Annotated in this window: 16 protein-coding genes and 1 pseudogene; 16 read left to right on the top strand and 1 reads right to left on the bottom strand. The window is 67.9% G+C overall.

Going from position 1 to position 18,452, the window contains the following annotated elements:
• The first annotated feature begins 384 nt into the window (after positions 1 to 384).
• The 16 genes from MFF21_RS07580 to MFF21_RS07505 all read left to right on the top strand — a co-directional run bounded on the left by MFF21_RS07580 (position 385) and on the right by MFF21_RS07505 (position 17,472).
• Entirely contained in the window at positions 385 to 1,122 is a 738-nt protein-coding gene (locus tag MFF21_RS07580; RefSeq protein ID WP_238310547.1) for a hypothetical protein, read from the top strand.
• Positions 1,091 to 3,157, top strand: coding sequence for a glycosyltransferase family 4 protein (locus MFF21_RS07575; RefSeq protein WP_238310546.1), 2,067 nt, complete (start codon positions 1,091 to 1,093; stop codon positions 3,155 to 3,157). Before MFF21_RS07580 ends, MFF21_RS07575 begins: the two co-directional genes overlap by 32 nt.
• A gap of 39 nt (positions 3,158 to 3,196) precedes the next feature.
• Complete coding sequence (gmd, locus tag MFF21_RS07570) at positions 3,197 to 4,180, top strand: GDP-mannose 4,6-dehydratase (RefSeq protein WP_238310545.1); 984 nt, start codon at positions 3,197 to 3,199, stop codon at positions 4,178 to 4,180.
• Between the two features lie 16 nt (positions 4,181 to 4,196).
• Positions 4,197 to 5,180, top strand: a complete 984-nt coding sequence (locus tag MFF21_RS07565) for a GDP-mannose 4,6-dehydratase (protein ID WP_283206511.1) — start codon at positions 4,197 to 4,199, stop codon at positions 5,178 to 5,180.
• Positions 5,181 to 5,595: 415 nt separating this feature from the next.
• Positions 5,596 to 6,255, top strand: coding sequence for a cytochrome c3 family protein (locus tag MFF21_RS07560; RefSeq protein WP_238310543.1), 660 nt, complete (start codon positions 5,596 to 5,598; stop codon positions 6,253 to 6,255).
• Positions 6,243 to 9,062, top strand: a complete 2,820-nt coding sequence (locus tag MFF21_RS07555; RefSeq protein ID WP_238310542.1) for a 4Fe-4S dicluster domain-containing protein — start codon at positions 6,243 to 6,245, stop codon at positions 9,060 to 9,062. Before MFF21_RS07560 ends, MFF21_RS07555 begins: the two co-directional genes overlap by 13 nt.
• On the top strand, positions 9,059 to 10,417 hold the full coding sequence (nrfD, locus tag MFF21_RS07550) for an NrfD/PsrC family molybdoenzyme membrane anchor subunit (protein ID WP_238310541.1): 1,359 nt from the start codon (positions 9,059 to 9,061) through the stop codon (positions 10,415 to 10,417). The genes MFF21_RS07555 and nrfD overlap by 4 nt, the downstream gene beginning before the upstream one ends.
• Positions 10,414 to 10,929: a DUF3341 domain-containing protein gene (locus tag MFF21_RS07545; protein ID WP_238310540.1), complete on the top strand. Its 516-nt coding sequence runs from the start codon at positions 10,414 to 10,416 to the stop codon at positions 10,927 to 10,929. The genes nrfD and MFF21_RS07545 overlap by 4 nt, the downstream gene beginning before the upstream one ends.
• Complete coding sequence (locus MFF21_RS07540; protein WP_238310539.1) at positions 10,926 to 11,459, top strand: c-type cytochrome; 534 nt, start codon at positions 10,926 to 10,928, stop codon at positions 11,457 to 11,459. Before MFF21_RS07545 ends, MFF21_RS07540 begins: the two co-directional genes overlap by 4 nt.
• Positions 11,456 to 12,412 (top strand): hypothetical protein, encoded by a 957-nt coding sequence (locus MFF21_RS07535; RefSeq protein WP_238310538.1) that lies wholly within the window; start codon positions 11,456 to 11,458, stop codon positions 12,410 to 12,412. Before MFF21_RS07540 ends, MFF21_RS07535 begins: the two co-directional genes overlap by 4 nt.
• Positions 12,405 to 12,908: a hypothetical protein gene (locus tag MFF21_RS07530; protein ID WP_238310537.1), complete on the top strand. Its 504-nt coding sequence runs from the start codon at positions 12,405 to 12,407 to the stop codon at positions 12,906 to 12,908. The genes MFF21_RS07535 and MFF21_RS07530 overlap by 8 nt, the downstream gene beginning before the upstream one ends.
• The gene (gene coxB / locus MFF21_RS07525) at positions 12,905 to 13,978 is read left to right on the top strand and encodes a cytochrome c oxidase subunit II (protein ID WP_238310536.1); all 1,074 of its coding nucleotides are present in this window, start codon (positions 12,905 to 12,907) and stop codon (positions 13,976 to 13,978) included. The genes MFF21_RS07530 and coxB overlap by 4 nt, the downstream gene beginning before the upstream one ends.
• 109 nt (positions 13,979 to 14,087) lie before the next feature.
• Positions 14,088 to 15,785 carry a cytochrome c oxidase subunit I gene (gene ctaD / locus MFF21_RS07520; RefSeq protein ID WP_238310535.1) on the top strand — a complete coding sequence of 566 codons (1,698 nt, stop codon included), beginning with the start codon at positions 14,088 to 14,090 and terminating at the stop codon, positions 15,783 to 15,785.
• Positions 15,782 to 16,450, top strand: coding sequence for a cytochrome c oxidase subunit 3 (locus tag MFF21_RS07515; protein ID WP_238310534.1), 669 nt, complete (start codon positions 15,782 to 15,784; stop codon positions 16,448 to 16,450). The genes ctaD and MFF21_RS07515 overlap by 4 nt, the downstream gene beginning before the upstream one ends.
• Complete coding sequence (locus tag MFF21_RS07510) at positions 16,447 to 16,749, top strand: cytochrome C oxidase subunit IV family protein (protein WP_238310533.1); 303 nt, start codon at positions 16,447 to 16,449, stop codon at positions 16,747 to 16,749. Before MFF21_RS07515 ends, MFF21_RS07510 begins: the two co-directional genes overlap by 4 nt.
• 96 nt (positions 16,750 to 16,845) lie before the next feature.
• Positions 16,846 to 17,472 carry a hypothetical protein gene (locus tag MFF21_RS07505; protein ID WP_238310532.1) on the top strand — a complete coding sequence of 209 codons (627 nt, stop codon included), beginning with the start codon at positions 16,846 to 16,848 and terminating at the stop codon, positions 17,470 to 17,472.
• A 92-nt stretch (positions 17,473 to 17,564) separates the two neighbouring features.
• Here the strand turns inward: MFF21_RS07505 and MFF21_RS07500 are convergent.
• Positions 17,565 to 18,319: pseudogene (locus MFF21_RS07500) on the bottom strand (IS5 family transposase).
• Between the last annotated feature and the right edge of the window lie 133 nt (positions 18,320 to 18,452).

Below are 18,452 nucleotides of genomic sequence, written 5' to 3'. Positions count from 1 at the left end.
GCGCGTCATTTTCTGGTTTGTTTCTTTCAGTGCGACCGCTGAGGCTCCGGGCAGTGGGACGTCCACTGGTTGTTCTTGCTCGCGCTTGACCTGATGGAAGGCGGGCCTCTCCGCGGCGCATCGGCGTGCGGAGGCGCGCACGCGCCATGGTGATGCGGCTTGCTTCCGGAAGCCGTGCCGCGAGGCGGGTTGTCCTGTTGCCTGACGGAGGAAGAGGCCCGGTGACGCAGATCCCTCCCACGATGGTGCGCGCCGGGTCCGGGGTGCGGCCGCGGCCGGCGTCTCGAGCGAGCGGGCCGAAGCCGTTCGCGCGGCGCGCCGAGGTGGAGGGCGCGACCTTCCAGGCGACGGCGTCAGCGGCGGGTTCGATGGGCGAGAGGTCGCATGGATCTTAGAAGCAATATCGATCGGATCACCGACAATCTCATCGTGGGCTGGGCCTATGACGGCGATAGGCCGGACCTTCCCATCCGGATCGACGCCTATCTGGACGAGCAGAAAGTCGGCGAGACGACCGCGAGCCTCATGCGGGAGGATCTGATCGATGCCGGGCACCCGAGCGGCCATCACGGTTTCGAGCTGCGCGTCCGGCCCGAGACGCGCGGCGAGCTGACGATCATCCTGCGCGAGTCGGAGAGCCGGGACATCGTGGCGACTGTCGCGCTGAAGCTCGATGCCGGCCTCGACCTCGACGCCCCGGTCGAGGAGCCGGTGCAGCGATGGGCCGGGTCCGTCGATCTGTTCGACCGGCAATCCATCGAAGGATGGGCGCTGGACAGGGACTACATCGACATTCCCATCTTCGTGGAAGCCGTGACGAAGACAGGCAAAGAGATCCTGACGATTGCCGACAGGTCGAGAATGGATCTGGCGGACGCTGGATACAGCGATGTCAATCACGGATTCAAATTCGATATTTCTCAATTATCGCAAGAAGACTTTCCGATCGACATCAGATTTGCGGATACAGGTCAGCGCATCAACGCATTCCCGATCGACGCGAATGTCGACAGCCTGCTGGCCAGAGAAAGATTTCCGGAGGGATTTGTGAGGCGGATCCAAAATTTGGCTCGTGAAATCGAGATCCGATATGTGGAAGAATTTAAGAAAGAAAAGCGTTAAAGTCGGGCATGTCGAGGTTTCGATGGCAGCATCCGCTCAATCAAATATCGAAGTCATGTTCGAGGCTGCGGATGCTGCGGCAGATCCGGAAAAGCTTATCAGTAAATACCTCAGGTTCGAGCTGCACAGGCTGACGCGGGATCATTTCAAGGCCGAGATGACCGGGTCGCTGCAGGAGAGGATGCATCTCCTGCTGTGGTACCTGACGGATTACGTCCAGCACCGGAACGCGGAACACAAGATTCCGCTCTCCGCGGATCAGATCGCCTTTCTGAACAAGCCCATGCCGATCGCCGGGGCTTCGCCGGCCGTCACGGTCGCCTTCTGGCATTTCGTGGCGCGGGAGCGACCGACGCATCTTCAATTGGACAACGCGATCACGCTGCGGGAGGCGGTGTACTGGTGGTGCGTCGAGAAGGCGCCGAGCCTCCGGCTCGAAGGTGCGCTCGTCACGCCGGACCAGATCGCGATCCTGAAGGAAACCATACCCGGCCCGGGCGGCGAGTTTCCCCTCAACGGCTTCATGGCGGGCTACTTCGCCCACCATCCGGAACTGCAATCGCTCAACATGGAGCATTCGAGGGACCGCGGGGCGCTGTTCTTCTACCTGATGCTCCTGTCATACAAGACGCCCTATCTTTCCCAGTTCCTTCCCGCGGATGCCGTGCGGAAGATGATGGCCCTCGATCCCGGCGGGACGAGTAAATTCGACAGGATCGTCGCCCGTCAGGTCTATGCGGACCGCTCGAAGACCGAGCAGGCCAGGGCACTGCGGGATAAGGGCGAGCGCCTGCTGAAGAAGAGCGGGTACTGGTACGGGCGCTTCGAGAAGCGCAGGCCGCACGGACATTTCGGCCGCTGCTACGACAACAGGCTGCAGCTCGGTCCGGAGGTCGAGCCGGGTGTCGCCCTGATCGGCCCGATCCACCAGACCTCCGGGCTCGGGCAGGCGACGAGGCTGTCCTACGACATCCTGAGCCGGGCGGAGAGCCATCGTCCGACGGTGCATCCCTTCGCGATGGACAACCCGGCGCCGGTCGGGTTCGCCTCGACGTTCGAGCTCAACGCCTACGACCGGAAGCGTGAGATCAACCTGATCCACCTGAACGCGGAATCGATCCCGCTGGCCTTCGCCTACGAGGACAAAGAGGTCTTTTCCGACAGCTACAACATCGGGTATTTTTTCTGGGAGCTGAACAAGATCCCCAAGTGCCAGCATCTGGCGCTGGAGATGCTCGACGAAATCTGGGTTTCGTCCGAGTACAACAGGGAGATCTACGAGAGCTACACCGGCAAGCCGGTGATCAACGTCGGCATGGCCGTCGAGCCCCTGCCGAGCGTCGGGACCTTCGACCGGGCCACCTACGGGCTCGATCCCGGCTCGTGCATCTTCCTGACGACGTTCGATTCCTTCTCCTTCATCGAACGGAAGAACCCGCTCGCGGTGCTCGAGGCCTTCAGGGCAGCGTTCCCGAACGGGGACGAGAAGGTCCATCTGGTCATCAAAACGCAGAACCGGACCAAGGTCGGGGATCCCCATCAGATCGGTGTCTGGCGGAAGGTCGATCGCTTCGTGCAGGCCGACCCGCGCATGCTCATCATCGATGAGACGCTCACCTATGCCGATCTCCTAGCGCTGAAGGCCGGGTGCGATTGCTACGTCTCCCTGCACCGCTCGGAAGGGTGGGGCTTCGGGATGATCGAGGCGATGCAGCTGGCCAAGCCGGTCATCGCCACGGCCTATTCCGGAAACATGGATTTCTGCCATCAGAACACCGCTTATCTGGTCGATTACCAGCTCATCGGCGTGCAGCCCTCCGAATACATCTTCGTGGAGCGCGGCAGCGTCTGGGCGGATCCCTCGGTGGAGCACGCTGCCGCCCTGATGAAGCAGGTCGCGAGCGATCCGCAGGGCGCGCGGCGCAAGGGCGAGCAGGCCGCCCGGTTCATCGCGGACAACTTCAGTCTGGACCGTATCGCGAAGCGGTACGGCGCGCGGCTGGCGGCTGTCAGAGACCTTCTGAAGAAACGCTGACGATCACCGGCCCTTATCCCACAGCTCAGGAGGAACACCATGACGTCGAAGCGCGCTCTCATCACGGGCATCACGGGCCAGGACGGGGCCTATCTCGCCCAGCTTCTGCTCGGCAAAGGTTACGCCGTCTACGGTATCGCGCGCCGCTCCAGCCATGCCGGCATCTTCGACCATCGCCTGAAATGGCTGGGCATCGAGAAGGACGTCGAGATCATCGACGCCAATCTGGTCGATATCTCCAGCCTCATGCGAGCCTTCACGCAAGCCAAGCCCGACGAGGTCTACAATCTGGCGGCGCAGTCCTTCGTCGCCTCGTCGTGGCAGCAGCCGCTGTTGACCGGCCAGGTCACTGGCATCGGCGCCGTGAACATGCTCGAATCCCTGCGCACCGTCGCGCCCGAGGCGCGCTACTATCAGGCTTCGTCCTCCGAGATGTTCGGCCTGATCCAGGAGCAAGTCCAGAGCGAGGCGACGCCGTTCTATCCGCGCTCCCCCTATGGTGTGGCGAAGTTGTACGCGCATTGGATGACGGTGAACTACCGGGAGAGCTTCAATCTCCACACCTCAAATGGGATCCTGTTCAATCACGAGAGCCCCCTGCGCGGGATCGAGTTCGTCACTCGGAAGGTGACCGATGGTGTCGCGCGCATCAAGCTCGGGCTGGCAACTCAGCTCAAGCTCGGAAACATCGATGCGAAGCGGGATTGGGGCCACGCGAAAGACTACGTACGTGCCATGTGGCTGATGCTCCAGCAAGACGAGCCCGACGACTATGTCGTCGCGACCGGAAAGACGACCACTGTCCGGAATATGTGTGAAATCGCGTTCAAGCACGCCGCCTTGAACATGGACGATCACCTCGTCATAGATAAGGATCTGTTCCGGCCGGCCGAGGTGGACGTCCTGCTGGGCAATCCGGCCAAGGCCCAGGAGGCTCTGGGCTGGAAGCCGGAGATCACCCTGGAGGAGATGATCAAGGAAATGGTGGATGCCGACCTCGCGCGTCTCAGTGCGATCGCATGACGATCCGGGGTGAGGGATGAGGCGTATCGTCGTCACGGGGGCCTCAGGCTTCGTGGGCCGGCATCTGGTGTCGGCCCTCTGCTCCGCCTTGCCGGACGAAGACGTCGTCGTGGGCCTGAGCCGGCAGCTGCCTGGCCCGCAGGAGGGTCGGGCGCGCAGTCATGCGCTCGACCTGACGGATCGCGAGAGGGTCCTCGCCATCATCGAGGACATCCGGCCGACGCATGTCGTCCATCTGGCCGCCCTGTCCTCGGTCAAGCAGGCCGAGACCGAGCGCGTGCGGATGTGGGAGTCGAACACCCTCCCCTTGCTGAACCTTCTGGATGCCGCGCAGCGGGTCGGCTCCTGCGAGGCGTTCCTGTTCGTCAGTTCCAGCGAGGTCTACGGCCGGTCGTTTCTAGCCGGGGTCCCGCTCTCCGAGGAGGCCGTGCCGCAGCCCTCGAACAGCTACGCGAGATCGAAGCTGGTCGGGGAGAGCATCGTTGCCGACGTCCTCTCGAACACGCCCGTCAAATCCCTCGTCATCCGCCCGTTCAACCATATCGGCCCCGGCCAGGACGAGCGGTTCGTGGTGGCCTCGTTCGCGGCCCAGATCGCCCGCATCGAGCGGGGCGCCGCTCCCGTCATCCGCGTCGGCAACCTCGCCTCGGCCCGCGATTTTCTGGATGTGCGTGACGTCGTCGACGCCTATGTCGCCACGATCCTCCACGCCGACCGCATGCCGTCCGGCGCGATCTACAATCTGTGCAGCGGGCGCTCGCGGACCATCTCCGAGATCCTGGATCAGCTTCTGGCGCTCTCGGACACATCCATCACGATCCAGACCGATCCGGACCGTCTGCGGCCGTCGGAGATCGCCGAGGCCGTCGGCGATGGCGCGCTGATCCGGGAGACGCTCGGATGGGCGCCGTCCAGGGCGTGGGACGAGACCCTGCGCTCCATTCTGGACGATGCGCGCCGTCGCGCCGGAGCGCATGCCGGACAACGCGCCCCTTTGTAGCCCGCTGCCTTGGCGCCGAAGGCGCCTGGGTGCGACATCCTCGGGCCAAGCTTGCTGTGATCTTTCCCGGCCGCCGCGGGTTTGCCGGTCGGGTGAGCTGCGCGCGGTCGTGCTGCGGCCTCCCCGGAAGCGGGGTGGAAGAGATGACGCGACACCGGGCCTGACCGAGCTCTGGAATCGGCTTCTCCCAAGGGAAGGCCGATGGTTCGGGCATGGAACGAAGAGAGTCCTCGATCGACGCCGCGCCAGCGACCCTATCGCGGCGTGACCTGTCTTCATGAGAGTATTTGTGGGGAATTATACTAAGTTGTTAAGGCGGGTTTTTGTCTGCGGCAAGACTTGCCGCTGAGAAACCTCGGCCAATATCGCTCTGGAATGACGCAAGGGTGATCGTGGCGAAGGGTTTTCGCGGGGCATGGTGCAGATCTTCCGGCCGGGCGCGGACACCGTTATCCGCCTCGCCCTCGCCGCGCTGGCCACCGCGCCGGTGCTGGGGGTCGGGCTGGCCTATGCCGTGTGGCGCTCGCCCTACGTCACGGCGCAGGATGTGACGCGTGAGCAGCCGGTGCCGTTCAGCCACGAGCACCATGTCGGCGGCCTCGGCATCGATTGCCGCTACTGCCACAGCTCCGTCGAGAAGACGGCCTTCGCCGGCCTTCCGCCGACCGAGACCTGCATGACCTGCCACGCGCAGGAATGGACGAGCGCGCCGATGCTCGCCCCTGTGCGCCAGAGCCTCGCCGAGGGGCGGCCGCTCCGGTGGAACCGGGTCCACAACCTGCCCGCCTATGTCTACTTCAACCATTCGGTGCATGTGGCCAAGGGCGTCGGCTGCACGACCTGCCACGGTCCCGTCCAGACCATGCGGCTGATGCGGCAGGCCGCGCCCCTCACCATGGGCTGGTGCCTCGATTGCCACCGCGACCCGACCCCGAATCTGCGCCCGCACGAGGCGGTGTTCGACGTGGCCTGGCAGCCGCCGGACGACCAGGCGGAGATCGGCGCCCGGCTTGCCCGGGAGCGCCACATCAAGTCCCCCGACCGGCTCAGCGAGTGCTCGATATGCCACCGCTGACGCCCCCGTCCCGCCGCCGGGCGCTGCAACTCCTCGGCGCCGGCATCACCCTGGCCGCGGGCGGCTGCGCGAAGCCCTCCGAAGAGATCGTGCCCTATGTGCGCATGCCGGAGCAGCTCCTCCCCGGCGTGCCCGTGCGCTACGCCACCAGCCTGTCCCTGGGCGGCTGGGCGCGGGGCGTCCATGCCATCGCGGTGGATGGCCGCCCGATCAAGATCGAGGGCAACCCGCTGCACCCGGCGAGCCGCGGCGCTACCGACGTCTTCGCCGAGGCTGCGCTCCTCGACCTCTACGATCCGGACCGCTCGCGCACGGTGACCGAGAAGGTCAACGGCATCGGCTCCTGGGACATATTCGAGCGAGCGCTTGCCGGCCCGCTGGGAACGGTGCGCGCGCAGAAGGGTCGTGGCCTCCATCTCGTGACCGGCCGGGTGACTTCGCCGACGCTCCTCCGGCAGATCGACGCCCTGCTCGGGGCGATGCCGGAGGCGGTCTGGCATGTCCACGAGCCGGTAGAGGCAGGTCATGTCGAAGCCGGCGCCGAGCGCGCCTTCGGCCGGCCCCTGCACGCCCTGCCCCAGCCCGATCAGGCCGAAACCATCCTCTGCGTCGGCGCCGATCCCCTCGGGCCGGGGCCGGACCAGATCCGTTTCGCCTCGGCCTTCGCCGAGCGCCGCCGCGACCCCGCCCGCTTCGGCCGGCTCTACGTGGCCGAAGCCGCGCCGACGCTCACCGGCATCAAGGCGGACGAGCGTCGCGCCGTGCACCCGCTCGACCAGCCCGCACTTCTGGCGGCCATCGCCAACGCCTTCGGTGCCGGCTTGCCTGGGCCTGACCTTCCCGAAGCTCTGCGGGGCTTCGCCAAGGCCGCGGTCGAGGATCTGAAGGGGCCAATGGGCCGCGCCCTGGTCCTCGCCGGCCCGGATCTGCCGGCGGACTGGCACGCTCTCGCCCACTGGATCAACGGACAGCTGAAGGCACCGGTCTCCTATATCGCCTCGCCCGACCGGGCGGCCGGGCGCGCGCCGGCGGATCTGGAGAGCCTCGCCGAGGCGCTGGACCGGCGCGAGGTCGTCTGCCTCGCGATCCTCGGCTGCAATCCGGTGCTGACGGCCCCGGCCGATCTCGACATCGCGGCCCTGATCGGCCGGGCCCGGTTCAGCCTGCATGCGGGCCTGCATGGCGACGAGACCGCCGGTGCGACCCACTGGCACCTGCCGCTCTCGCACGAGCTGGAGAGTTGGGGCGACCTCGCCGCCACCGACGGCACCGTGAGCCTCGTGCAGCCGCTGATCCGACCGCTCTACGACACCCGTGGCTTGCCGGAGATCCTGTCGATGCTGTCCGGGCGCTCGGCGGTGTCGGGCTACGCCCTCGTCCGCGAGACGTGGAAGGATCGCGGCGGCGGGGATTTCGAGGGCTGGTGGCGCAGGAGCCTGCATGACGGCGTCCTCGTTGACGCTGCCGCCGTGTCCGTCGAGGTGCCGGCGCCGCGCCTGCCGCGCCTGCCGCGCCTGCCGGAGATGCCGCGGCCCGGCGGCCTGACCCTCGTTCTGGGGCCGGATCCCTGCCTCTGGGACGGGCGCTACGCCAACAACGCCTGGCTTCAGGAATGCCCCAAGCCGATCGGCAAGCAGGTCTGGGGAAACGCTCTCGCGCTCTCCCGCCGGGAGGCCGAGACGCGCGGGCTCGCGACCGGCGACGTGGTGCGGGTGAGCGCGGGCGGTCGCACGATCGAGGTGCCGGTCGCGATTCAGGCCGGCCTCGCCGAGGGCGTCGCGGCGCTGACCCTGGGTTACGGCCGCAAGCGGGCCGGCGCGATCGGCAACGGCATCGGCACGGATGCCTATGCGCTCGCCACCCTCGGATCGCCGCGGCTGCTGACGGGTGTCCAGCTCGCCGGGACCGGCCGCAGTCAGGAGATCCTGCGCACGCAGGAGGACGTGCGGATCGAGGGGGAGACCGCGAAGCTCTTCCGCCAGATCGATCTGGCCGCGCTCGCGGACGCCGCGCCCATGGGCATCGGCGACGACCGGCCGAGCCTGCTCGAACCTTGGAACGGGGACGCGGACGGCCACGCCTGGGGCATGGTGATCGACACGGCTGCTTGTATCGGCTGCAATGCCTGCGTGCTGGCCTGCCAGTCCGAGAACAACGTCCCCGTGGTCGGCCCGGAGGAGATCGCCCGGGGCCGGATGATGCACTGGCTGCGCGTCGACCTCTACGATGCCGGCCCCTCGGAGGTGCTCGAGGCGGGCTTCCAGCCGGTGCCCTGCATGCATTGCGAGCACGCGCCCTGCGAGCCGGTCTGCCCCGTCGCGGCCTCGGTCCATGACGGCGAGGGCCTCAACCTGCAGGTCTATAATCGCTGCGTCGGCACCCGCTTCTGCGAGGCGAACTGCCCCTACAAGGTCCGCCGCTTCAATTTCTTCGGCTACGCGGACGGGCAGCCCTACGCCAATCTCGGGGCGGAGCCGGTCAAGGCACAGCGCAACCCGAACGTCACCGTGCGCGCCCGCGGCGTGATGGAGAAATGCACCTACTGCGTCCAGCGCATCGCCACGGAGCGCCAGGCCGCCGCGCGCGACGGCCGGGCGATGGGGCCGGTGACCACCGCCTGCCAGGCGGCCTGCCCGACCCGGGCGATCCGCTTCGGCGACCTCGCCCAGCCCGACGACGCGATCGGCGCGATGCGTCGTGACCCGCGCCACTACGCGCTGATGGAGGAGCTGAACACGCGGCCGCGCACGACCTACCTCGCCAATCTCCGCGCCCCGAATCCCCGCCTCAAGGAGGATCGCTCGTGAGCGGGACAGGGCAAAGGCACGCATGGATCGCGCCGGAGCGGCTCGGCTATGCCGAGATCACCGCCGCCGTCGCCGACCCGATCCAGAAGCGGGGGCCCGGCCGGGCCTGGGTCATCGCCTTCCTCGGGGTGCTGCCCCTGGTGCTCCTCACCCTCTTCGCCATCGGCGCCGTGCTCGTCCTTGGCATCGGCCTGTCGGGGGTGAACACCACCGTAGTCTGGGGCTTCTCCATCGCCAACTACGTCTGGTGGATCGGCATCGGCAATGCCGGCACGCTGATCTCCTCGATGCTGCTGCTCACGCGCCAGCACTGGCGCGCCTCGATCAACCGCTTCGCCGAGGCGATGACCCTGTTCGCGGCGGCCATCGCCGGGATCTTCCCGATCATCCATCTCGGGCGGCCGCTCTACGCCTACTGGCTCGCCCCCTACCCGAACACTATGGAACTCTGGCCGCAATGGCGCTCGGCCCTGGTCTGGGACTTCTGGGCGATCCTGAGCTACCTGCTCTTCTCCCTGGTGTTCTGGTTCACGGGCCTGCTGCCCGACCTCGCCACGATGCGCGACCGGGCGCGGAGCCGGGCGGGTCAGGTGATCTACGGGACCCTGGCGCTGGGCTGGCGCGGCTCGGCCCGGCACTGGGCGGTCTACGAGAGCTTCCACAAGACCATGGCGGCGCTCGCCGTGCCGCTGGTCTGCTCGGTGCATTCCATCGTCGGGCTCGATTTCGCCGCGAGCCTGATGCCGGGCTGGCAGGAATCGATCTTCCCGCCCTATTTCGTGGTCGGCGCGATGTATTCGGGCTTCGCCATGGTGGTGGTGCTGGCCATCGCCATCCGCTGGGGCCTGAGCCTGCAGGTGGTGATCACCCCGGCCCATTTCGACGCCATGGCCAAGGTGATGCTGTTCGCCAGCATCGTCATGACCCTCTCCTACGCCACGGAGTGGTTCATGGCCTGGTATGGCGGCGAGCATGCCGACCGCAGGGTCGTCGCCTATTTCTTCACCGGCGACTACCGCTGGCTCTATTACAGCCTGCTGTTCTGCAACTGCCTCGTGCCGCAGGCGCTCTGGTTCGCCCGTGTCCGCCTCAATCTCTGGTCGCTCGCGATCATCGCGGTCTTGATCAATCTCGGGATGTGGCTCGAGCGCATCCTGATCGTCTGGAACACGCTCTCCCGCGGCTATGCCGAAAGCCTGTGGCGGACCTACCATGTCAGCCTCTACGACGTGGCGATCCTGATCGCGCCCCTCGGCCTGTTCGTCTTCGGCTTCCTGGTCCTGGCGCGGATCTTCCCGATCGTCTCGATGCACGAGATCCGGCAGGTCGCCCATGACGAGGGAGCCGCCGCATGAGCCGCCCCCTGCTCGCCGTGTTCGAGACGCCCGAGGCGTTGGTGCAGGCCCTGCGGGTCGCCCGCGCGGACGGCCATCGGGCGCTCGATGCCTTCACGCCCTTCCCCGTGCCCGCATTGACCGAGGCCTTCGCGCCCCCGCGCAACCCCGTGCGGCCGGTCATGGCCATCGCCGGCTTCGGCGCGGCGGCGGCGATGTACGCCCTGCAATGGTATTCCTCGGTGATCGCCTATCCGCTCAATTCGGGCGGGAGGCCCCTCCATTCCTGGCCGGTCTTCCTGCTCGTGCCCTTCGAGGTCGGCGTGCTGGCCGCGGCCTTCGCGGGGTTCGTGGCGATGCTGTGGACCTGCGGCCTGCCCCGGCTGCATCATCCGCTCTTCGCCCTGCCGCAATTCGAGCGGGCGAGCCAGGACCGCTTCCTGCTCCTGGTGGCGCCCCGGGGCGAGGCTGCCCCCCTGCGGCAGCGCCTGGAGCAGGCCGGCGCGACGCTGGTCTCGGAGATGCCGCCATGAGGCGTCTCCGCGCTCTCCCGCCCCTGGTCCTGCCGTTCCTCCTCCTGGCCGCCTGCGGGGACCAGTCCATGCAGACGCAGAGCCGCTACGAGGTCTACGGCAAGGCCCCGCTTTTCCCGGACGGGGCCGAGGCGCGGCGCCCGCCCGAGGGCACGGTGGAGGTCGGGGCGCTCGACCGCGAGGCCGCCTTGAAGGAGCCGCCGCCGGTCGATGCCGCCCTGCTGGCACGCGGCCGGCAGCGCTACGAGGCCTTCTGCACCCCCTGCCACGGGCTGACCGGGCACGGCGACGGCATGGTCGTGCAGCGGGGCTTTCCGGCGCCCCCCTCCTATCACGAGGACCGCCTGCGGGCGGCGCCCGCCCGCTACGTCGTCGACGTGATCACCCGGGGCTACGGCGTGATGTATTCCTACGCCGCCCGGGTCGAGCCGCGGGACCGCTGGGCCATCGCCGCCTATATCCGCGCGCTGCAACTCTCCCAGGGCGCCCGCGTCGCCGAGGTGCCGGGCTTGCGGGAGAAACTGCCGTGACGGAGGCCCTCGCCCGCGGCTGGCTCGTCGCCTGGATCGCCTGGAGCGCGGTCCCGGTCGGCAGCCTCGTGCTCCTCATGATCCACGCCCTCACCGGGGGGCGCTGGGGCGAGACGCTGGCGCCGGTACTGCGGCCGGCCACCGCCCTGGTGCCGCTCGTGGCGCTGGCCTTCCTCGGCATCGCGCTCGGGCTCCCCGCCACCTATCCCTGGGCCGCGGGCGCAGGCGCCAAGCCCGACGTTTTGCAGCTCTACCTCGACCCGACGCTGTTCCTGTTGCGCGCGGCGGTGACCCTCGTCGGGTGGTCGCTGCTGGCCTGGGCGTGCTGGGCGGGCCGCTGCGGCAAGCTCGTCGCCGGCCTGGGCCTGAGCTTCTACGGGCTGACGATCAGCCTCGTCGCCGTCGACTGGATCCTCTCCGTGGAGCCGGGCTTCAATTCCTCGGCTTTCGCGGCGGGCGTCGCACTGCACCAGATCCTCGCCGCCCTCGCCTTCGCCGCCCTGGTCAGCCCGGCCGGGCTCGATGCCCGCGGCGCCTCGGACCTCGCCGGCCTGATGCTCGCGAGCCTGCTCGGCGTCCTCTACCTGGAGCTGATGTCCTTCATCGTCGCCTGGTACGGCGACCTGCCCCCCAAGGCGGCGTGGTATCTGAAACGCGGCGAGAGTCCCTGGGGCGGGATCCTGATCGCGACGCTGCTCGTCGGCGGCGTGCTGCCCTTCGCGATGCTGCTCTTCTCCGCCGTGCGCCGGAGCCCGGCCCTGCTGCGGGCGGTGGGGCTCGTCGTCCTCCTCGGCGTCGCCCTGCATCTCGCCTGGTACGTCCTGCCCGCCTACGGTGCGGGGGCCGGCCCGGCGGCGCTCCTCGCCCTGCCCTTCCTGGCCGTCCTGGCGCTCGTCGCGCACCTGTCCCGGCGGCGTCTCGGCCGGTGCGGGCGGAGGCTCGGCCATGCCTGAGAGCGCACCGGGACAGCTCCACAGGGGCGTCCATGACGAGGTCGTCGGCCACGCCCGGCCCGGCACCGAGCCCCCCGGCATCGCCCTGCGGCCGGTCCTGCTGACGGGCCTGTTCATCGTCGTCTTCACCGCGGCGACGCTCACCGGGATCCGCTTCTATTACCGCTTCCAGGTCCCCGGCCCGCTCGTCGAGACGCCCAAGACCTTCCCGGCGCCCCGGCTGCAGCAGAACCCCGAGGCCGACCTCGCCGCCCTGCTGAAGGAACAACGCGGGCGGCTCGCCGGCTATGCCTGGGTGGACCGCGAGAAGGGCATCGCCTGCATGCCGATCGAGGACGCCATGCGGCAGCTCGCCGGCCGGGGCCAGGCGGCTTACGCCGCGCCCCTCCAGCCCGAGCGGGTGCCCCCGCTCGGCAGCCGCGGCGGCGGCGCGCGCCCGATGCCCTCCCCCGGCGACGGGCCAGCCAGGCCGTCCGGAGTGGGAGGGACGCCGTGATCGCCCTGATCCCCTCCTTCCTGCGGCCCGAGACTGCCTCCCTCCAGGCGGCCAAGGTGGACGCGATCTTCGCGGGGCTGACCCTGATCTCCCTCGCGATCGTGCTCCTCGTCGTCGGGCTCGTCGTCACCTTCGCGATCCGTTTCCGGCGCGGCTCGCCGGCCAAGCGCGGCGAATTGCCGAACATCGTCTCCCGCGAGTTCGAGATCGGCTGGACCGCCGCGACGCTGTTCGTCTTCGTCTTCATCTTCTGGTGGGCCGCCTCGGTCGAGATCGGCGCCTATTCGGCCCCCAAGGACGCCATCGAGATCCACGTCGTCGGCAAACAGTGGATGTGGAAGACGCAAGGGCCGAGCGGCGCCCGCGAGATCAACGAGCTGCACGTGCCCGTCGGCGCCCCGGTGCGCCTCGTCCTGACTTCGCAGGACGTGATCCACTCGTTCTTCGTGCCCGCCTTCCGCCTGAAGCGCGACGCCCTGCCCTATCAGCAGACGGAAGCCTGGTTCCAGGCCACCAAAACCGGCACCTATCACCTGCTCTGCACGGAATTCTGCGGCACCGATCATTCCCGCATGCTCGGCCGCGTGATCGTGATGGAGCCGCAGGATTACGCGAACTGGCTCTCGAACCAGCCGGAGCGGGACGGGCTCGCTGAGAAGGGCGAGCGGCTCTTCACCGAGCGCGGCTGCTCGGGCTGCCACGATGCCGGCTCCAAGGTGCACGCGCCCTCGCTCGCCGGGCTCTGGGGCCAGTCGGTATCCCTCGAGGACGGGCGCACGGTCACCGTCGACGAGGCCTATCTGCGCGATTCCATCCTGCAGCCGGGCCGCGACGTGGTCGCCGGCTACGAGGCGATCATGCCGAGCTTCGAGGGCCGGCTCACCGAGGGGGAGATCCAGGCGCTCGTCGCCTATCTCCGCCTCGGCACCGACACGTTCGACCCGGTCGATGCGCTGAACCTCTCGCCCGCGGAGAACATCTGCGCGCCGGGCCAGACCCCCGCCAACCAGACCCCGCGCAGCCCCGCCATGCTGCCGGGCGCGCCGGCCGATGCGGGAGCGCGGCCGTGACGAATTCGTCGTTTCAGGCGCGATCGATGCCGAGGCACCTGCCCTCCATCCGTCCCCACAGAGGCGGGAGGGGCATGCCGCGACATCCCCGCCACAGGAGTCCGACCCGATGAGCAGCGGCGCCTCCACCGACGCCACGACGCTCGCCAATCCGCGCGAGCTCGACCTGCACCTGCCGGTCAGCTACCTCGCGGACGGGCATTCCCTGCGCTCCTGGCTCTTCACCACCGACCACAAGCGCATCGCCATCCTCTACGCGCTCTCGATCACGTTCTTCTTCTTCGTGGGCGGGGCGGCCGCCACCCTGGTGCGGCTGGAGCTGTTCACGCCGCAGGCCGATCTCGTCGGCGCGGACACCTACAACAAGCTGTTCTCGCTGCACGGCATCGTCATGGTGTGGTTCTTCCTCATCCCGTCGATCCCGACGACGATGGGCAATTTCCTGCTGCCGCTGATGATCGGCGCGCGGGACCTCGCCTTTCCCAAGCTGAACCTGATCAGCTGGTACCTCAACATGGGTGGCGGCCTGCTGACGCTCGCTGCGGTGGTGGCCGGCGGCATCGACACCGGCTGGACCTTCTACGTCCCCTACTCGACGGTGTTCTCCAACTCCTTCGTGGCGCTCGCCGTGCTCGGCGTGTTCGTGTCGGGCTTCTCCAGCATCGCCACGGGCGTGAACTTCATCGCCACGGTCCATTACCTGCGGTTGCCGGGCATGACCTGGTTCCGCCTGCCGCTCTTCGTGTGGTCGATGTACACGACGAGCATCATCTTCGTGCTCGCCACCCCGGTCCTGGCGCTGACTCTGACCCTCGTCATCGCCGAGCGCACCTTCGACCTGCCGATCTTCGATCCGGCTAGAGGGGGCGACCCGATCCTGTTCCAGCACCTGTTCTGGTTCTATTCGCACCCGGCGGTCTACATCATGATCCTGCCGGCCATGGGCGTGATCTCCGAGGTGATCACCTGCTACGCCCGCCGGCGCATCTTCGGCTATTCCTTCATGGTCTACGCCCTGGTGGCGATCGCGGTGATCGGCTTCTTCACCTGGGGCCACCACATGTTCACCTCGGGCATGTCGCCCTTCGCCGCCCTGGTCTTCTCGTTCCTGTCCTTCATCGTAGCCGTGCCCTCGGCCATCAAGGTGTTCAACTGGACCGCCACGCTCTACCGCGGCCAGATCGGCTTCGAATCGCCGATGCTCTACGCCCTGGGCTTCCTCGGCCTGTTCACGGTGGGCGGCCTGACCGGACTGTTCCTGGCCTCCGTGCCGATCGACGTGCACGTGCAGGACACCTACTTCGTGGTGGCGCATTTCCACTACATCATGGTCGGCGCGTCGGTGTCGGCCTATTTCGCGGGCCTGCATTTCTGGTGGCCGAAGGTGACGGGGCGGATGTACCCGGAGGCCTGGGCGCGCTTCGCCGCGATCCTGATGTTCTTCGGCTTCAACCTGACCTTCTTCCCGCAATTCATCGCCGGCTATCTCGGCATGCCGCGGCGCTACCACGTCTATCCGCCGGAATTTCAGGTCTGGAACGTGCTCTCGTCCTCCGGCGCGGCGGTGCTCGCCGTCGCCTACCTGATGCCGCTCGGCTACCTGACCTGGTCGATCTTCTTCGGCACGCGCGCGGTCAACGACCCCTGGAACGCCGCCGGGCTCGAATGGCGCACCACCTCGCCGCCGCCCCGCGGGAATTTCCTGGGGCGCCCGGAGGTGCTGTCGCCGCCCTACAACTATCATCCGGAAGGCGCGACACCCACCGGCGACCAGCCCCGCATGTCGGCGCACGGGTCGCTCACGTGAGCGCGGGGGCGGACAAGCTGCTGCGCGAGCCCTGGGACGAGCTCGCCCTGCCCGAGGCGCAGGCCCTCGCGCGCCAGCGCGCGGGCGCCGCCTTCGGGATCTGGGTGTTCCTCGCGAGCGAGGTGCTGTTCTTCGGGGCGCTGTTCCTGCTCTACGCGGCCCTGCGCCTGGAGCATTCGCAGGCCTTCCTCGCGGCCGCGCGGGAGACCAACCTCGTCTACGGCACGATCAACACCGTTCTCCTCCTCACGAGCGGCCTCGGAGCGGCGGTGGCGGCGCAGGCCGCCGAGGATGGCCGCCTGCGCCGCATGACCCTGTGGTGCCTCGCGGCCACCCTCGCCCTGGGCCTCGCCTTCCTGGTGGTGAAGGGGCTCGAATACCGCGAGGACATCGAGAGGCATCTGGTGCCGGGCGCGCGTTTCGCGCTTCCGGAAGGGCCGGCGCAGCTCTTCTTCGGCTTCTACTGGCTCTCGACCGTCCTCCACGCGATCCATCTCTCGATCGGCCTCGGGCTCCTCGCGCGGCTCCTCTGGAAGGGCGCGCGCGAGCCGGATTTCCTCGTCGGAAATCCCCAAGTCGAGGTGGCGACGCTGTATTGGGGCTTCGTCGACCTGGTCTGGATCTTCCTCTACCCCGTCCTCTACCTCGCGGGGCGGGCCGGATGAGCGCGCCCCGCTCCCTCTCCGCGCGGGCGATCGGACGCCGCGGCCTCGTCGTCTGGGCCTTGCTCCTGGCGCTGCTGGCCCTCGGCCTTCTCGCGGCCCGCCTCCTCCCCGAGCCGCTGGCGGGGGCTGTCCCTTTCGGCATCGCCGCGACGCAAGCGGGACTCGTCGCCGTTCTCTTCATGCGTCTCGGGCGCGCCGACGCCCTGATCCGGCTCGCCGCCGCCTGCGGCCTGTTCTGGCTGGCGATCCTCTTCACTCTGACGCTGGCGGACACGCTGAGCCGCCTCCTCAACACCTGAGCTCGGAACGCATCCCCCGGTGCCGTCCGCCGCCATCGACCGGGGCCGACGAGTGTGGTGGGGTGGGGCTCCGATTCCTCCGCTAGTGAGCCGACGATGCCGTTTCGTTCTGTGGTCCTCTCCTGCGCTTTCGTCGCGCTGGGGATTTCTGCAGTCAGGGCCGAGCCCAGTCCGATGCAGGCCCCCTCCTCCACCGTGGCATGGCACTGCTATCGCAACGACGTGGCGGCCGTGCTCGCGACGGAGAAGCAGGACGCGGTCGGCACCACCTTCCGGGTCCGCCCGCCCACGGCCGCGCTGAAAGCCGATTGCGAGGTCGACCCGCGCGGCACTGACGTGGTCCTGGGTGCGACGGATGACGACGCCTATTACTACATCGCCCTGTTCCGGTCGTTCCTGATCCTCGACAACGGCACCGGGCCCGACCGCGCCCTCGCGATTCACGAGGTTCCCGGAGGACGGAAGCTGCTGGCGACCGGCTATTCCGTGAAGGGAAGCTGCCAGCCCACGGAGGGCTGCATGAGCGACGAGTTCAGCATCGAGGAGCGCGGGCTCACGTTTTGGGGGGAGATCGACGAGAAGCCCACGGCGAAGAACTGTAAAGACTATGCGTCGTTCATGAAGACCACGGGCTCGGCCGCCATCGAGGAAAAGTCGGTCTTCAACTTCGCGACGCGTAAGGTGGAAAGAAGCGGGAAGAAGCGCTGCACCGCTCGGCAGTGAGTCGGGGGCTTCCGGCCCTCGCGCCGGGGACGACGTCCCCGGCGATCCGCGTCCACAGTCGGCGGCGTCCTGGGTCTAGGTAGGGGACTCATTCAGGTCCATGCGATGACACAGGCAACGAGCGCGACGGCGGCCAGATCGTTGCAGGCCAAGCGATCGTAGCGGGTCGCGACGCGCCACCAGTTTTTGAGGTGTCCGAACAAGCGCTCGATCCGATTGCGCCGCCGGTAGGCGATCCGGCTGTGCTTGTAGGGCACCGTCCGGGTGGCCGTGGACGGGATGGTGGCGATCACCCGGTGGCTCTTGAGCCAATCCCTCAAGCTCTGCGCGTCATAGGCCTTGTCGGCAATCAGTCGCTTGGGCGGCACCACAGCGCGCAGCAGAGGCAGCGCCCTGGTGATGTCGGCCACGTTGCCGGGCGTCAGGACGAACGCAACTGGTCGGCCACGACCATCGGCCAAGCAGTGGACTTTGCTCGTGAAGCCGCCGCGCGATCGGCCGATCGCCTGACTCCAGGCCCCCCTTTTCCGCCAGCGGCCGAGCGGTGGGCCTTCACGTGAGACGCGTCGAGTATCAACTCGTCGGGAACGGGGCCTGCGGCTGCGATCTTGGCAAACAGCCGCTGCCAGATCCCGCGCTGAGACCACCTGTTGTAGCGGTTGTAGATCGTCGTGTGTGGGCCGTAGGTGGAGGGCTTGTCCTGCCAGCGGCAGCCGACCTTCAGGACGTGCAGGATACCGCTGATCACCCGCCTGTCGTCGACCCGAGGTTTGCCCGGTTGGCCATGCGGCAGGTGCGGCTCGATCCGCGCCCAGGCCTCATCCGAGAGCCAGAACAACCGTGCCATCGCGATCCTCCTGCGCTGGAAAACCCAAACTCAGGAAGAAAACGCGAGCAGCAACAATTGGTTGTATGAGTCCGCGCCCTAGGTCGTGAACCCATAACGGCTGGCACGGATGAGGCGTGCCGTCGTTAGCCTT

This window comes from Methylobacterium organophilum (genome assembly GCF_022179465.1).
Classification (GTDB): domain Bacteria; phylum Pseudomonadota; class Alphaproteobacteria; order Rhizobiales; family Beijerinckiaceae; genus Methylobacterium; species Methylobacterium organophilum.
The sequence above is the reverse complement of the archived record's forward strand: the minus strand, read 5'-3'. Positions and strand labels throughout refer to the sequence as shown.

Bases quoted from the DNA above. Each gene is read 5' to 3' on its own strand.
- MFF21_RS07580 (WP_238310547.1), top strand. From the start codon at position 385: ATGGATCTTAGAAGCAATATCGATCGGATCACCGACAATCTCATCGTG.
- MFF21_RS07575 (WP_238310546.1), top strand. From the start codon at position 1,091: ATGTGGAAGAATTTAAGAAAGAAAAGCGTTAAAGTCGGGCATGTCGAG.
- gmd (WP_238310545.1), top strand. From the start codon at position 3,197: ATGACGTCGAAGCGCGCTCTCATCACGGGCATCACGGGCCAGGACGGG.
- MFF21_RS07565 (WP_283206511.1), top strand. From the start codon at position 4,197: ATGAGGCGTATCGTCGTCACGGGGGCCTCAGGCTTCGTGGGCCGGCAT.
- MFF21_RS07560 (WP_238310543.1), top strand. From the start codon at position 5,596: ATGGTGCAGATCTTCCGGCCGGGCGCGGACACCGTTATCCGCCTCGCC.
- MFF21_RS07555 (WP_238310542.1), top strand. From the start codon at position 6,243: ATGCCACCGCTGACGCCCCCGTCCCGCCGCCGGGCGCTGCAACTCCTC.
- MFF21_RS07545 (WP_238310540.1), top strand. From the start codon at position 10,414: ATGAGCCGCCCCCTGCTCGCCGTGTTCGAGACGCCCGAGGCGTTGGTG.
- MFF21_RS07540 (WP_238310539.1), top strand. From the start codon at position 10,926: ATGAGGCGTCTCCGCGCTCTCCCGCCCCTGGTCCTGCCGTTCCTCCTC.
- MFF21_RS07530 (WP_238310537.1), top strand. From the start codon at position 12,405: ATGCCTGAGAGCGCACCGGGACAGCTCCACAGGGGCGTCCATGACGAG.
- ctaD (WP_238310535.1), top strand. From the start codon at position 14,088: ATGAGCAGCGGCGCCTCCACCGACGCCACGACGCTCGCCAATCCGCGC.
- MFF21_RS07510 (WP_238310533.1), top strand. From the start codon at position 16,447: ATGAGCGCGCCCCGCTCCCTCTCCGCGCGGGCGATCGGACGCCGCGGC.
- MFF21_RS07505 (WP_238310532.1), top strand. From the start codon at position 16,846: ATGCCGTTTCGTTCTGTGGTCCTCTCCTGCGCTTTCGTCGCGCTGGGG.